The 14,123-nt window shown below is 70.3% G+C and carries 13 protein-coding genes and 1 pseudogene; 7 read left to right on the forward strand and 7 right to left on the reverse strand.

Annotated features, from left to right (window positions below; genetic code table 11):
• Positions 1-174: 174 nt before the first annotated feature.
• On the forward strand, positions 175-768 hold the full coding sequence (locus ABD830_RS09845) for a PadR family transcriptional regulator (RefSeq protein ID WP_344986219.1): 594 nt from the start codon (positions 175-177) through the stop codon (positions 766-768).
• Complete coding sequence (locus tag ABD830_RS09850; protein WP_344986220.1) at positions 765-1,976, forward strand: FAD-dependent oxidoreductase; 1,212 nt, start codon at positions 765-767, stop codon at positions 1,974-1,976. The genes ABD830_RS09845 and ABD830_RS09850 overlap by 4 nt, the downstream gene beginning before the upstream one ends.
• 60 nt (positions 1,977-2,036) lie before the next feature.
• Here ABD830_RS09850 and ABD830_RS09855 read toward each other — a convergent pair whose 3' ends face one another.
• Together ABD830_RS09855 and ABD830_RS09860 are read right to left on the reverse strand one after the other, a co-directional pair.
• Positions 2,037-2,735 carry a 4'-phosphopantetheinyl transferase family protein gene (locus tag ABD830_RS09855; RefSeq protein WP_344986221.1) on the reverse strand — a complete coding sequence of 233 codons (699 nt, stop codon included), beginning with the start codon at positions 2,733-2,735 and terminating at the stop codon, positions 2,037-2,039.
• Positions 2,732-3,586 carry a metallophosphoesterase family protein gene (locus ABD830_RS09860; protein WP_344986224.1) on the reverse strand — a complete coding sequence of 285 codons (855 nt, stop codon included), beginning with the start codon at positions 3,584-3,586 and terminating at the stop codon, positions 2,732-2,734. The genes ABD830_RS09855 and ABD830_RS09860 overlap by 4 nt, the downstream gene beginning before the upstream one ends.
• Positions 3,587-3,802: 216 nt before the next feature.
• Here ABD830_RS09860 and ABD830_RS09865 point away from each other — a divergent pair.
• The 4 genes and pseudogenes from ABD830_RS09865 to ABD830_RS09880 form a co-directional block, all read left to right on the forward strand.
• A pseudogene (locus tag ABD830_RS09865) lies at positions 3,803-5,137 on the forward strand (2-isopropylmalate synthase); the annotation flags it as partial.
• A gap of 26 nt (positions 5,138-5,163) precedes the next feature.
• Positions 5,164-7,881 carry an AAA family ATPase gene (locus ABD830_RS09870; RefSeq protein WP_344986225.1) on the forward strand — a complete coding sequence of 906 codons (2,718 nt, stop codon included), beginning with the start codon at positions 5,164-5,166 and terminating at the stop codon, positions 7,879-7,881.
• 145 nt (positions 7,882-8,026) lie between these two features.
• Positions 8,027-9,571, forward strand: coding sequence for an acyl-CoA carboxylase subunit beta (locus ABD830_RS09875; protein WP_344987655.1), 1,545 nt, complete (start codon positions 8,027-8,029; stop codon positions 9,569-9,571).
• Positions 9,571-9,744, forward strand: coding sequence for an acyl-CoA carboxylase subunit epsilon (locus ABD830_RS09880; protein WP_344986227.1), 174 nt, complete (start codon positions 9,571-9,573; stop codon positions 9,742-9,744). The genes ABD830_RS09875 and ABD830_RS09880 overlap by 1 nt, the downstream gene beginning before the upstream one ends.
• A 43-nt stretch (positions 9,745-9,787) precedes the next feature.
• On the opposite strand, the gene ABD830_RS09885 is transcribed toward ABD830_RS09880, so the two are convergent.
• The 4 genes from ABD830_RS09885 to ABD830_RS09900 are packed head-to-tail and all read right to left on the reverse strand — an operon-like array spanning position 9,788 to position 12,223.
• Positions 9,788-10,243: an anthrone oxygenase family protein gene (locus ABD830_RS09885; RefSeq protein ID WP_344986228.1), complete on the reverse strand. Its 456-nt coding sequence runs from the start codon at positions 10,241-10,243 to the stop codon at positions 9,788-9,790.
• A gap of 5 nt (positions 10,244-10,248) precedes the next feature.
• The gene (locus tag ABD830_RS09890; RefSeq protein ID WP_344986229.1) at positions 10,249-11,109 is read right to left on the reverse strand and encodes an LLM class flavin-dependent oxidoreductase; all 861 of its coding nucleotides are present in this window, start codon (positions 11,107-11,109) and stop codon (positions 10,249-10,251) included.
• Positions 11,106-11,486, reverse strand: coding sequence for a SchA/CurD-like domain-containing protein (locus tag ABD830_RS09895; protein WP_344986230.1), 381 nt, complete (start codon positions 11,484-11,486; stop codon positions 11,106-11,108). The genes ABD830_RS09890 and ABD830_RS09895 overlap by 4 nt, the downstream gene beginning before the upstream one ends.
• On the reverse strand, positions 11,486-12,223 hold the full coding sequence (locus ABD830_RS09900; RefSeq protein WP_344986231.1) for an SDR family NAD(P)-dependent oxidoreductase: 738 nt from the start codon (positions 12,221-12,223) through the stop codon (positions 11,486-11,488). The genes ABD830_RS09895 and ABD830_RS09900 overlap by 1 nt, the downstream gene beginning before the upstream one ends.
• Before the next feature lie 161 nt (positions 12,224-12,384).
• Between ABD830_RS09900 and fabG the strand changes: the two genes are divergently transcribed.
• Positions 12,385-13,131, forward strand: coding sequence for a 3-oxoacyl-ACP reductase FabG (fabG, locus tag ABD830_RS09905; RefSeq protein WP_344986232.1), 747 nt, complete (start codon positions 12,385-12,387; stop codon positions 13,129-13,131).
• Positions 13,132-13,138: 7 nt separating this feature from the next.
• On the opposite strand, the gene ABD830_RS09910 is transcribed toward fabG, so the two are convergent.
• Positions 13,139-14,074: an NAD(P)-dependent oxidoreductase gene (locus tag ABD830_RS09910; protein WP_344986233.1), complete on the reverse strand. Its 936-nt coding sequence runs from the start codon at positions 14,072-14,074 to the stop codon at positions 13,139-13,141.
• Positions 14,075-14,123: the final 49 nt, after the last annotated feature.

Below are 14,123 nucleotides of genomic sequence, written 5' to 3' on the forward strand. Positions count from 1 at the left end.
GGGCTCAACGGCCACTGGAGGCCGCCTTCGAGGCAGCTACGAGCGGGCCCGGTTAGAACCGGAGGCATCCGGCCGGTACGTCGTAATAGTTGGTATCACTTAGTTGGTGTTGACTATATAGAGCTGACTAGTGCATCCTGAGTAAGTAACAAAGGGAGTGTGGATGGGACAGTGATGAAGCAACGCAAGGTGACCAACCCGCTGGCGTTGGCGGTGCTTGCAGAGCTGATGGTCGAGCCCATGCACCCCTATGAAATCGGACGGCGCCTCAAGGGACACGACACCGACCAGTCCATCAAATACAATCAGGGCTCGCTCTACATGGTCGTCAAGCAACTGACCAAGGCAGGCTTCATCGCTTCCCAGGAGACAGTGCGCGACACGTTGCGACCCGAGCGCACCGTCTACGCCCTCACCGATAAGGGCAGGCACGAGCTGTTCGACTGGCTGAGCGACCTGGTCGCGCAGCCGGTCAACGACTATCCCCAGTTCGGGGTGGCCTTGTCGCTCATGAGCGTCCTGCCGCCCGCCGAGTCGGTCCGGCTGCTCACCCAGCGGCTGGAACGCCTCACCACCCAAGCCGAGCAGATCCGTCAGAGCAGGCAGAGCGCCGGCAACGACGGGGTCCTGTGGGTGTTCTTGATCGACGACGACTTCCGGCTCGCCCTGCTGGAAGCCGAGCGTCAGTTCGTCACTGAGCTCATCGAGTCATTCAAGCAGCCGGCCTACATGCGGGCATGGCAGGAAACCTTAGGGAGCCAGACATGACTTCAGTTCGGAAAGCGCTGGTCATCGGTGGCGGCGTCGCGGGGCCCGCGGCCGCCATGGCGTTACAGAAGGCCGGGATCGAGGCCGTGGTCTATGAGGCATACGCCACCCCGGCCGACGACGTCGGCGTGTTCCTCACCGTCGCCACCAACGGCATCGACGCGCTGCGCACGATCGGCGCGGACAAGGATGTGGTGGCCGCAGGTTTCCCGACCCCGAAGATCACCCTGCGCAACAGCGCCGGGAAGAACCTGGGCGGCACCAACACCGGCGCCCGCCTGGCTGACGGCACCACCAGCCACACCGTCCGCCGTGCCGACCTCTACCGCATCCTGCAGAACGAGGCCACCAGCCGGGGCATCCGCATCGAGGGCGGCAAGCGCCTGATCAGCGCCGAGCAGACCGCCGACGGCGTGCGGGCGATCTTCGAGGACGGCACCGAGGCCACCGGCGACATCATCATCGGCGCCGACGGCATCGACTCCACCGTACGCAAGATCATCGACCCCAAGGCGCCGGCCCCCCACTACACCGGCCTGATCAACCTCGGCGGCTACACCGACGGAGTCCCGGTCGACACCGAATCGTGCAGCTACAGCATGATGTTCGGCAAGCGGGCCTTCTTCGGCTACGCCGTCCTGCCCAGCCGCGAGGTGTGGTGGTACGCGAGCCTGCCCCACCACAACGAGCCCAAGAAGGGCGAGCTCGACGCCACCGACGGGCCGGGCTGGCAGCGCAAGCTGATCAGCTTCTTCGAGCACGACTCGGGCCCCGCGGTCGACCTCATCAAGGCCACCCGCAACCCCGAGAACCTGCGCGCCACGCCGACCCGTTCCGTGCCCAACCTGCCGACCTGGCACAACGACCGCATGGTCATCATCGGGGACGCCGCCCACGCCCCCACTCCCACCTCCGGGCAGGGCGCCTCGCTCTCCATCGAGGACGCCGTGGTCCTGGCCCAGTGCCTGCGCGACCTGCCCACCGCGAAGGAGGCGTTCGCCACTTTCGAGAGGCTCCGCCGCCCGCGCGTCGAGGCCATCATCAAGGTCGCCAGCAGCATCAACAACAACAAGGCCCCCGGCGCCGTCGGCGCGGCGATCAGGGACGCGTTCATGCCGATCGTCATGAAGCTGACGGCCAACAGCAAGTTCATGATGTCGCAGTACGACTACCACATCGAGTGGGACGAGGTCGTCAAGGCCGCCTAGGCCCCCAGAATGGTTCAACGCCCGGCTGGTCCTCCCAGCCGGGCGTTCGCATATGGATGATCAGCTGGCCACGGCCATCAGGCCCTGGCGGGCCGGGGTGTAGATGGAGGACGGCATCACGATCGCGGTCAGGATGAGCCCGTCCCCGGCCAGCCAGCGTCCGGAGAAACCGGTCAGCCGGTGCCGGTTCAGCAGCGGGCCGGGCACCTGCAGCCGCGCCTCGAACGTGCCGCCCGGACGGATGTCGACCAGCACGTCGTGGAAGCCCAGCCACCGGCGGGCCAAGGGGAACCACGCCTTGTAGACCGACTCCTTGGTGCAGAACAGCAGCCGGTCCCAGCGCACGTCGGGACGCTGCTCGCTCAGCTCGCGCACCATCCGCTCCTCCTGCGGCAGCGCGATCGCCTCGAGCACGCCCATCGGCAGCTCCTTGTTGGGCTCGGCGTCGATGCCGATGGCGGCCGCCTCGACCTGCGTGGCGACCACCACGCCCCGGTAGCCCGCGCAGTGGGTGACGCTCCCGATGAGCCCGCGGGGCCACAGCGGCTCGCCGCTCTGTCCCGACAGGATCGGCGTCGGCTGCCGGCCGAGCAGCCGGATGGCCCGCCTGGCGCAGATCCTGGCGGTGGTGAACTCCTTGCGCCGCTTGCCCACCGCTTTGCTGATCATCGCCTCCTCCTCCGGGAACAGGCTGCCTTCCAGCTCGTCCTCGGTGGTGTCGGACGACACGACGTACGGGGGCAGGATGGACTCGATCATGCCGGTTCCTCCGCGGGGAGCACCGATCTGAGCACGGTGCCGGATCTGGTCCACTGGAGCCATTCGCGCGGGTAGCCGAGGGAGACCTCCTCGAAACGCACCCCGTCGCTCCAGCTCGTTCTCGGTATGTGCAGGTGGCCGTAGACGGCGCACCGGACGTCGAAGCGGCGGTGCCAGTCGTGGGTCCGCTCCGTCCCGCACCACATGGCGAACTCCGGGTGGCGCAGCACCAGCGTGGGTTCGCGGATCAGCGGGTAGTGGCTGACCAGCACCGTCGGGATGGCCGGGTCGCGCCCGGCCAGCCTGCGCTCGGTCTGCTCCACTCTGGCGTCGCACCACGCGTCCCTGGTCGGATAGGGGTCGCAGTGGAGATAGAGCTCGTCGGTGCACACGACACCGGCTCGCCTCGCCCAGTCCAGCGCGTCCTGCCGGGAGACCCCGGGTGGCCGGAAGCTGTAGTCGTACAGCAGGAAGAGCGGGGCGATGGTGACGGGGCCGCCGGGGCCCGTCCAGACGGGATAGGGATCCTCCGGGGTGATCACGCCGATGCGCCGGCACATCTCGACGAGATAGCGGTAACGCTCCTCGCCGCGGAGCTGGACGGGGTCACCGCTGAGCGTCCAGAGCTCGTGGTTGCCCGGCGTCCAGACGACCGTGGCGAACCGCTCCTTGAGCAGGCTCAGCGCCCACTCGATGTCCGGGGTGAGCTCGGCGACGTCGCCGGCGACCACCAGCCAGTCGTCGTCGGACTGCGGCCGGAGGGACTCCAGGACCTGGCGATTGCGGGGATGGGACACGTGCAGGTCGCTTATCCCCCAAAGCCGTCCGGCGCTCTTCCTGACCTTGATCATATTTTCACGATAAGGTCCGCTATTTCCCATCAAAAGTCCCGCAACCCAGGTCTAGGGTGCGTGCCCCCTCACCAGGGGGATTAGGGGTTCCGGTGCCGAGCAGCCCGGAGGGAAATAGCCACCCGAAGCCGGGCGAATAGCCGCGTACCTCACTCTGAACCTCGATAAGGGCCACGTATTTCGGGCCTCAGCACATGCTCGACACCTGAGGAGGGACTGCCGTTGAACAGAACCACAAAGGCGGTCCGGCGCTACGGCGCTCCCACACCGATGCCGCTCCCTGACCGCCGGTGGCCGGACAACACCGTCACCTCGGCGCCACGCTGGCTCTCGACCGACCTCCGCGACGGCAACCAGTCGCTGGCCAGCCCCATGGACCCGGCGCGCAAGCTCAAGATGTTCGACCTCCTGGTGCGGATGGGCTACAAGGAGATCGAAGTCGGCTTCCCGGTGGCCAGCCAGGACGACCACGCGTTCGTCCGTCACCTCATCGAGAACGACCTGATCCCCGACGACGTACGGATCTCCGTGCTCGTCCAGGCCAGGGACGAGCTCATCAGGAGGACGACGGAGAGCCTCGTGGGAGCGCGGCGGGCCACGATCCATCTCTACAACGCCACCTCACCGATGTTCCGGCGGCTGGTCTTCGGCATGACCAGGGACGAGTGCAAGGACCTCGCCGTCCAGGGCACCCGCCTACTGATGAAATACGCGGACAAGTTGCTGGGTAACTGCGACCTCGGCTACGAGTACTCGCCCGAACTGTTCAACGACACCGAGCCGGACTTCGCTCTGGAGGTCTGCGAGGCCGTCATGGACGTCTGGCAGCCGGGCCCCGGCCGCGAGACCATCGTCAACCTGCCCACCACGGTCGAGCGGACGACCCCGAACGTCTTCGCCGACCAGATCGAGTGGTTCAGCCGCAACCTGTCCAGGCGTGAGCACATCTGCCTGTCCGTCCACCCGCACAACGACCGCGGCACCGGGGTCGCGTCGGCCGAACTGGCGCTCCTCGCGGGGGCTCAGCGCATCGAGGGCTGCCTGTTCGGCAACGGGGAGCGGGCGGGCAACGTCGACCTGGTCACGCTCGGCATGAACCTGTTCAGCCACGGCATCGACCCAGGGGTCGACTTCTCCGACATCGACGCCATCCGCCGCACGGTGGAGGAGTGCAACGGCATCGCCGTGCACCCGCGCCACCCCTACGGCGGCGAACTCGTCTACACCGCCTTCTCCGGCTCCCACCAGGACGCCATCAACAAGGGCTTCGACGCGCTCCAGCGCGAGGCGGAGCGCTCCGGCGCGGCCGCCCGCGACCTGCCCTGGGCCATGCCGTACCTGCCCGTCGACCCGGCGGACGTCGGCCGCTCCTACGAGCCCGTGGTACGGATCAACAGCCAGTCGGGCAAGGGCGGCATCGCCTACGTCATGCGAGCCCATTACGGCGTGCGCCTGCCCCGCCAGGTGCAGATCGAGTTCGCGCGGATCGTCCAGCGGCAGGCGGACGGCGAAGGCACGGAGATCGCTCCGACCCGGATACGAGAACTGTACGAGTGTCTGCCAGGGGGAGATCGGAAATGGATTTGATCGAGCGCGACGAGGCGCTCACGACGTTGGAGGGCCTGCTCGCGAACATACTCTCGGGCCGGGGATGCGTCGCCGTGGTCGGCGGCACCGTCGCGACGGGCAAGAGCAGGCTGCTCGACACGTTCGCTCAGGGGACCGCCCAGCGGGGCGCGCTGTCCATCGCGGCGTCGGGCTCCCCCGTGGAGCAGGACCTGCCGCTGGGCGTGCTGGGCCAGCTCATCCACGAGGCGCCGCTGATGGAGGAGGAGCGCTCCAGGGCGATGGCCCTGCTGCGGGAGGGCGCGCAGAGCGACCTCGGCTCCGACCGGCTCGGCCAGCCCCACGCCCAGGTCGTGCACGCGCTCTGCACGGTGCTCATCGAGCTGTCCGAGCGCTACCCGCTGGTGATCGTGGTGGACGACGCCCACTACGCCGACCGGCTCTCCCTGCTCTGCCTGGCGTACCTGTCCCGGCGTGTGCGGCTCGCCCGGATCATGATGGTCCTCAGCCACTCCGACACCGCGTGGGAGTCGGGTTCGGGCGCGTTCTCGGGCGCGCAGCTGTTCTCCGGGCCCCGCTGCCACACCATCCAGCTGCGGCCGCTCTCTCGTGCGGGCGTGCTGTCCCTGGTCGCCGCGCGGGTGGGGGCGGAGGAGGCCGAGCGGTACGCCGAGGACTGGCACGCCTACAGCGCCGGCAACCCGCTGCTGCTGCGGGCCCTGCTGGAGGAGCGATCCGAGGGCCGGCCCGTCCCCGGCCACCGGTACGGCCAGGCCGTGCTGGAGTGCCTGCACCGCGGCGAGCCCGAGCTGCTCGGCGTGGCGCGCGGGCTGGCCGTGCTCGGCCAGGCGGACTCCCTCGACCGGCTGCTCGGCATCGAGCGTACGCGGCTCGACAAGGCGCTCCGCTCCCTGGCCATGGCCGGTGTGCTCGGCTCGGGCCGCTTCCTGCACGAGGCGGCCCGGCTCGCGGTGCTGGCGGAGCTGGACCCGGCGGACAGCATGGACCTGCACCGCCGGGCCGCCAGGCTCTGCCACGACGACGGCGCCCCGACCGAGGTGGTCGCCGAACACCTCCTCCACGCCGGTCCGCCCGATGACGCCTGGGTCGTTCCCGTGCTCGCCGACGCGGCGGCGAGCGCGCTGCGCGAAGGCCGCGTCAAGCCCGCCATCGAGTACCTGCGGCTGGCCTGGCACACCGCCTGCGACGAGCGGGAGCGCACACGGCTCGCCATCCTGCTCATGCGCGCCGAGTGGCGGATCAACCCGGCGGCGCCGGCCAGACGCCTCACCGACCTGTTCGAGACGATGCAGCGGGGCTGGCTCGACGGGAGCGACGCCGTGGTGCTGGCCAAGGCGCTGCTCTGGCACGGCAAGCTGGACGACGCCAAGGAGGTCTTCGACCACCTGGCGGAATCCGGCGGCGCCCATGGTCCGGAGACGACGATGGAGCTGGCCATCGCCGGCTCGTGGTTGCGCTCCACGTACCCCTCGATGAACGCCCCGCTGGGCGAGACGCAGCCGCGCACCACGCTGGCCCCGCTGGCGGCCATCCACCGGTTCGAGTCCACCGCCGCCCTCACCGAGGTGATCGTCAACGGGCCGCAGGCCGAGGCCATCACGACCGCCGAGCGGATCCTGCGCGTGAGCCACCTCGACGAGATGTCGATGGACACGGTGGAGAGCGCGCTGCTCACGCTCACCTACGGCGGGCGCCCCGAGCAGGCCGCGCCCATGTGCGAGCTCTTCCTCGCAGAGGCCTCGGCCAGACAGGCCCCGAGCCGGATGGCCAGGCTCGCCGCGATCCGGGCCGAGATCGCGATCCGCCAGGGCGACCTGCGTACGGCGGTGCACCAGGCGGGCACCGGCCTGGAGCTCCTCCCGGTCAGCGGCTGGGGCGTGACGGTCGGGGGCCCGCTGGGCAGCCTCGTCATCGCCCACACCGCGATGGGCCACTACGAGACCGCCCACGACCTGCTCGACCAGCCCATGCTCGACGCCATGTTCGAGACCAGATACGGCCTGCACTACCTGTACGCCAGGGGCCGCTACAGCCTGGCCATCGGCGACGTCGCCTCGGCGCTCGACGACTTCCAGCGCTGCGGCGAGCTGATGGGCCGGTGGAACGTGAACGCGCCGGACCTCTTCCCCTGGCGGGCCGACGCCGCGGACGCCCTGCTGCGGCTGGGCCGGCCGGACCAGGCCCGGCACCTCATCGAGGAGCAGCTGGTGCGCTTCGGCTCCTCCTCGCTGCGCATCCAGGGGATCTCCATGCGCCTGTTCGCCGCCACCAGCGAGATGCGGCACCGCCCCAACCTGCTCAGGAGGTCGGTCGACCTGCTGCAGGCCGGCGGCGACGACTACGAGCTGGCCCGGTCGCTGTTCGACCTGGCGGAGGCGTACGGCAAGCTCGGCGAGCGCCGGCGTGCCGGAATGATCCTGGTACGGGCCCGGACGGTGGCGAACGAGTGCGGCGGCGCGTTCGACACCGCCTCCCCGGCGGCGGAGGAGACCGACACCCCCGCGGCGCGCGAGTCAGGCGAGGTCGTGACCGTGCTGAGCGAGGCCGAGCGGCGGGTCGCGGCGCTGGCGGCCGCCGGGCACACCAACCGGGAGATCGCCGGCCAGCTGTACCTCACCGTCAGCACGGTCGAGCAGCACCTGACCCGCACCTACCGCAAGCTCAACATCGGCGGACGGAGCGATCTACCTGCGTCTATCGCCTTCTAGTGGTCCAGTAGGGGTGCCGCGTCGCGGAACCCGTGTGTTCCTCTGGGATGTGCACAAACCTGACAACAGGTGAGGGGAACGCATGCTGGAGAGGGAAGACACCGGGATCATTGATTCGCCGTTGACCGACTTGCCCCGCGAGACGATGAGCGATCGCGTCACGGAGCTGGCCCTCCTCAAGGAGAACATCAGGAGCGGGCCGGATGCCGAGGCCACGGCGAGACAGCACTCCAAAGGCAAGCTGACCGTACGCGAACGGCTGGAGGTGCTGCTCGACCCCGACTCGTTCGTCGAGGTCGAGGCCTTCCGCCGGCATCGGGCGACCGACTTCGGGATGCAGCACCGCCGCCCGCACACCGATGGCGTGGTGGCGGGCTGGGGACGCGTCCACGGCCGCCGGGTCATGGTGTTCGCGCACGACTTCCGCATGTTCGGCGGGGCACTCGGAGAGGCTCACGCGGCCAAGATCCACAAGGTGATGGACCTGGCCGAGGCCGCCGGGGTCCCGCTGATCAGCTTGAACGACGGCGCGGGCGCGCGCATCCAGGAGGGGGTGACGGCCCTCGCCGGTTATGGCGGCATCTTCCAGCGCAACGTGCGCATGTCGGGAGTGATCCCGCAGATCAGCGTGATGCTCGGGCCGTGCGCCGGCGGGGCGGCGTACTCCCCCGTGCTCACCGACTTCGTGTTCATGGTCAACGGCATCGCCCAGATGTTCATCACGGGCCCCGATGTCGTGAAGGCGGTGACCGGGGAGGAGATCAGCGCCGACTGCCTCGGCGGCGCGCGCGTGCACGGGACGGTCTCCGGGGTGGCGGGCTTCGTCTATCCCGACGAGGTCTCGTGCCTGGAGGACGTGCGGTTCCTGCTGTCCATGCTGCCGTCCAACAACCAGGAGCTGCCGCCGTCCGTCGCCGCCGCCGACCCGACGGACCGGAGCAACGACTGCCTGCTCGATCTCGTCCCCTCCGAGCCGTCGATCCCGTACGACATGTCCGCGGTCATCGAGGAGATCGTCGACGACGGGGAGTTCTTCGAGTTCCACGCCGGCTGGGCGGGCAACCTCATCTGCGGGCTGGCCAGGTTCGACGGCGAGGTGACCGGGATCGTCGCCAACCAGCCGCGGCACCTGGCCGGTGTCCTGGACATCAAGGCCTCGGAGAAGGGCGCCCGCTTCATCCAGCTCTGCGATGCCTTCAACATCCCGCTGGTCAGCCTGGTGGACGTGCCCGGCTTCCTGCCCGGCACCGACCAGGAGCACGGGGGGATCATCCGGCACGGGGCCAAGCTGCTGTACGCGTACTGTGCCGCCACCGTCCCCCGGATCCAGCTGATCCTGCGCAAGGCGTACGGTGGCGCGTACATCGTGATGGACTCCCGCTCCATCGGGGCGGATCTGTCCTTCGCGTGGCCGACGAACGAGATCGCGGTCATGGGCGCGGAGGGCGCGGCCAACGTCATCTTCCGCAGGGAGATCGCCGCGGCGGCCGACCCCGCGGCGCAGCGGGCCAGGCGGGTCGAGGAGTACCGCAACATCCTCATGCACCCGTACTACGCGGCCGAGCGCGGTCTCGTGGACGACATCATCGACCCGCGGGAGACCAGGGCGACCCTGATCCGGGCGCTCGCCCTGCTCCGGGCCAAGCACGCGGCGGGCCCGCAGCGCAAGCACGGAAACCCGCCGATGTGATGGAACTGCACATCATGTCGGGGCACCCGACGGACGAGGAGATCTGCGCGCTGGTCTGCGCGCTCACCGCGCTGGGCACGGCTCGGGCCGCACGGCCTGAGCCCGCTCCCGCCACCAGGCGCCCGCGCCGGGAGTGGCACCGCTACCGCTCGCCCCGCTCCTGGGCGACCTGAAAACGTCAAGGCCCAAGGGATGATCCCTTGGGCCTTGACCGGGTCAGAAGATCAGAGTGAGGGCGAGACTGTTGGCGGCGAGCGCCACCATGGCGAACGACGTACGCAGCAGGTGCCAGCGCCGCCACACCGGGCGGGGATCCTCCCATCCCGGCGGGACCGCGTCCGGATCGGTCCGGTGCACCCGCTTGTTGATCGGCACGTTGCGCAGGTGGGAGACCCACGAGACGCCGGCGAGGCACACCGACGCGCAGATGACCAGCGCGCGGGCGGCGCCTCCCGGTGCCCAGAAGGCCAGGACGATGTCCAGCAGCGTCGTGCCCAGCACGATGAGCGGCATGGTGGGGTCCCAGTTCCGGCCGAGCAGCGTGTGCGTGTAGACGTAGCGGTCCGGCGGCATCGCCGCCAGCGCCGGCACGGTGCTGACCGCCACCGCGAACAGCACGCCCGCCACCGTGCCGCTGCCGAGGAGCACCAGCACGGCCAGGACGTTCAGCATGTTGATCACCTCCAGACGGCGTCCGCGATCAGGTCGGCCTGTCCCGGGTCCTGGACGCACGGGAACAGCAGCAGCTCGTCGCAGCCGGCGGCCTCGTAGCCGGCCACGAAGTCACGCAGCTGCCGCGCGTCAGTGAGCACGCTGCGCACCGCCATCTCGGCCTTCCACCCCATGAAGGAGTAGTAGTCCAGCAGGTGGTGCGCGGCCTGCTCACGCCCGTCCGGGCCCAGCGACACGTAGGCGATCGCCATGAGACGCGGCCGATCGGCCCGGCCGGCCGCCTCCCAGGCCTCGCGGACCCGGCCGACCAGCTCGCCGTAACCGGAGGCCGAGCTGCCCCCGGCGATCCAGCCGTCGCCGAAGGCGGCGGCACGCCGCATCGCCGTGGGCGAGTGGCCGCCCACGAACAGCGGCGGCCCGCCCTTCTCGGCGCGCGGGCCGGGGACCGGCCCGTCGCTCTCGCCGCTCCAGAACCCGCGCAGCTCGGCCAGCAGCCCGTCGAGCCGCCGGCCGCGCGCCGCATAAGAGGTACGGCACGCCTCGTAGTCGTCCTGCCGCCCGCCGGCGGCGACGCCCACCGTGAGCCGTCCTCCGGAGAGCCGGTCCAGGCTCGCGAGCTGCTTGGCGAGCAGTGCCCGATCGCCCCTGTAGGCGGCGATCAGGATGGTCGTGGCCAGCCGGATCCGGCCCGTCGCGCCGGCCGCGCCGGCCAGGGCGATCAGCGGCTCGTAGCCGTCGTACATCAGCCGGTCGAGCGCTCCGAGTGACGAGAAGCCGAGCTCCTCGGCCCGGCGGGCCCAGGTGAGAAGATCGCTGCCGGCGATCCCCGACACCATCGTCGGCAGCCCGATGCCCAGCTCCATCATCGGCCCGCAGGATGGGTGTCCACGGAGAGCTGGACGACGCAGCGCATGAGCGCGTTGCGGAAGTACGCCTGGAACGCCTCCGGCGTGGAGGTGTCGCGCTGGTCGACGAGGTAGGGCGCCAGCTTCTCCTCGATCACGTGCACGCCTTTCTGTCCGGCCATGTGGGCGGCGACAGCGCGGAAGTCGCCCTCGTAATGGATCACTCGGACCAGCACGCCGTCCTTGAGGAATACGGCCGTGCCGAGCAGCCGGCCGGCCTGGTCGCCGGTCGCGTCGCGCAGGATGGGAGTGTCCACCCGCTGGAAGTCGGCGAAGATCTCCGCGATCTCGTCGTCGAATCCGGGCCGGACGTTGTAGGTGATGGCGGCATAGGGCATCAGACGCCTCCGTCCACGTTGAGAGTGACCCCGGTGATGTACCGGGACACGTCGCTGGCCAGAAAGAGCACGGCCGCCGCCACCTCTTCGGGAGAGCCGAGGCGGCCGAGCGCGGTCACCGCCTTGATGAGGTCGGCGACCGGGGGCGGCGGACCGTCGCCTGGCCCCTTCACGATCACGCCGGGCGCCACGGTGTTGACCCGCACGCCCCTGCTGCCGAGCTCCCTGGCCAGTGACCTGGTGAGCCCGGAGAGCGCGGTCTTGGAAGCGCAGTAGTGCGCGCTCTCCGGCCGCCCGCGCATGCCGGCCGACGCTCCGATGTAGATGACGGAGCCGTGGTCGGCGAGCAGCCCGAGTGTGGCCCGGGTCACCAGGAAGCTGCTGGTGAGGTTCGCCGAGATGACCCGGTCCCACTCCTGCTCGGTGAGCTCCGCGAAACGGGCGCGGCCGTCGACGCCGACGTTGTTCACGACCACGTCGAGGCCGCCGAGCGCCTCCTCGCAGACGGTCGCGAGCGTGGCCGCGCCGTCGGGCCCGGTCACGTCGGCCTGCACCACGCGGTGGCCGTCACCCAGCTCCTTCAGTTCGCGGGCCAGACCGTCGGCCGCCTCTCCCGGGCTGCGGTGGCAGGCGACCACGCGGGCTCCGGCCCGGGCGAACGCCAGCGCGGTCGCCCGGCCGATCCCCTGCGTGCCGCCGGTCACCAGGACCCGTTTCCCGGCCAGTTCAAGATCCACGATCAACCTCCGCTCAGGGCACGTCATGGCCGATGCTGGGCGTTCGCGCTCGCGACAGGCTGGAACAGGGCTCGACCGGCCGCGCGAGCGCAGGCAGGAGGCCCTTCGCTCCTCGAGCCGGCCTCGAGCAGTCCCTCCGGGGCCGATGCGACTCTGAGGTAATGAGCCACACAGACAGGCAGGTCGCGCTCGTCAGCGGCGGCTCGCGCGGCATCGGCCGGGCGATCGTGCTGCGACTGGCACGGGACGGATTCGATGTCAGCTTCTGCTACCACAGCGCCGAGGAGAGCGCGGCGGCGGTGGCCAAGGAGGCCAGGGAGTTCGGCGGCCAGGTGCTCCCGGTCCGCGCGGACGTGGCCAGCGGCCAGGCGATGCGGGACTGGGTCGGCCGCGTGGAGGACGAGCTCGGCGCGATCGACACGGTCGTGACGTCCGCCGGCATCACGAAGGACGCGCCACTCATGCTCGTGGAGGAGGCCGACTGGGACGCGGTGCTGCGGACCAACGTCGACGGCGTCTACCACCTGTGCCGCGCCGCCGTCTTCGGCATGATGAAGCGCCGGTCGGGCTGCGTGATCACCATGTCGTCCGTGGCCGGTGTGTACGGCCACGCGACGCAGACCACGTACTCGGCGTCGAAGGCGGCCATCATCGGGTTCACCCGGGCACTGGCCAAGGAGATCGGCGGGCACGGCGTGCGGGCCAACGTGGTCGCGCCGGGCCTCATCTCGACGGACATGACCGACCAGCTCAGCGAGCGGGCCGCCAAGCGCCTGCTGGACGCGATCGCGCTGCGCCGGTTCGGCCACCCCGAAGAGGTGGCCGATCTCGTCGCCTTCCTGGCCTCCGACCGGGCCTCGTACATCACGGGCAGTGTCTTCGAGGTCCACGGCGGAATCGCGATCTGAGCCCGGCTCAGCGGGCGGGGGTGGGCAGCTCGGTGACGGCGGCGGCGTCCTTGCCGCCGCCGCCGTCGCCACGGACCGGAGTACGCAGCTCGGCGATGGCGGCGGCGTCCTTGTCGCCGTCGCCGGCGCGGATCGCCGCGCCGAACCGCTCGGCCACCCCCGCCGTGACGGGCAGCTCCAGGTCGTGCGCGGCGGCACCGGCCACCGCCAGGCGAAGGTCCTTCTCCATCAGCGTGCTGCGGAAGGCCGGCGGCTCGTAGCGGCGGGTCCGCATCAGCTCCGCGCGGAACGCGAGCGCCGGCGAGCTGAACCCGCTCTTGGCGATGGTCGTGAAGAACAGGTCGCGGTCGACACCGGCGCTGACGGCCAGCTGCGCCGCCTCGGCCAGCGCGGCGATCTGGTTGCCGAGGAGCAGGTTGAAGGAGAGCTTCAGCCCGCAGGCCGAGCCGGCCGGGCCGACGTGCACCATCTCCTGGGCGAGCGCCTCCAGCACCTCGCGGGCGCCGTCCACGTCCTCGCGCCGCCCGGCCGTGAAGATCCGCAGCTGGCCCGCCCTGGCCATCGGCGGGTTCCCGATCACACACGCCTCGATGCGGCGGGCGCCGATCCTGGCCAGGCGCTCGGACGCGGCCGCGGAGTAGGCGGGCGAAACGGTCGAGGTGTCCACCACGAGTGCCCCAGGACGGAGCCGCCCGGACAGCTCACCGAAGAGGATCTGCTCGACCGCCGCCTCATCGCTGAGGCTGAGCAGGATGATCGAGGCGTCGCGGCCCGCCTCGCCGGCGGAGGAGGCGACGCGTGCCCCCGCCTCCGCCAGCGGCGCGGCCTTGGCCGCGGTGCGGTTGTGGACCACCAGCGGGAATCCGGCCTCGCGCAGGCACAGCGCCATGCCGGCGCCCATGCCGCCCAGACCGATGAAGGCCAGCTCGTTCTCGCCGCTCACAGCAGTCACCTTTCGACGGTTCTGAAATGCCGCCGCCACTGTGCGGTTC

It is taken from the genome of Nonomuraea helvata (assembly GCF_039535785.1).
Taxonomy (GTDB): Bacteria; Actinomycetota; Actinomycetes; order Streptosporangiales; family Streptosporangiaceae; genus Nonomuraea; species Nonomuraea helvata.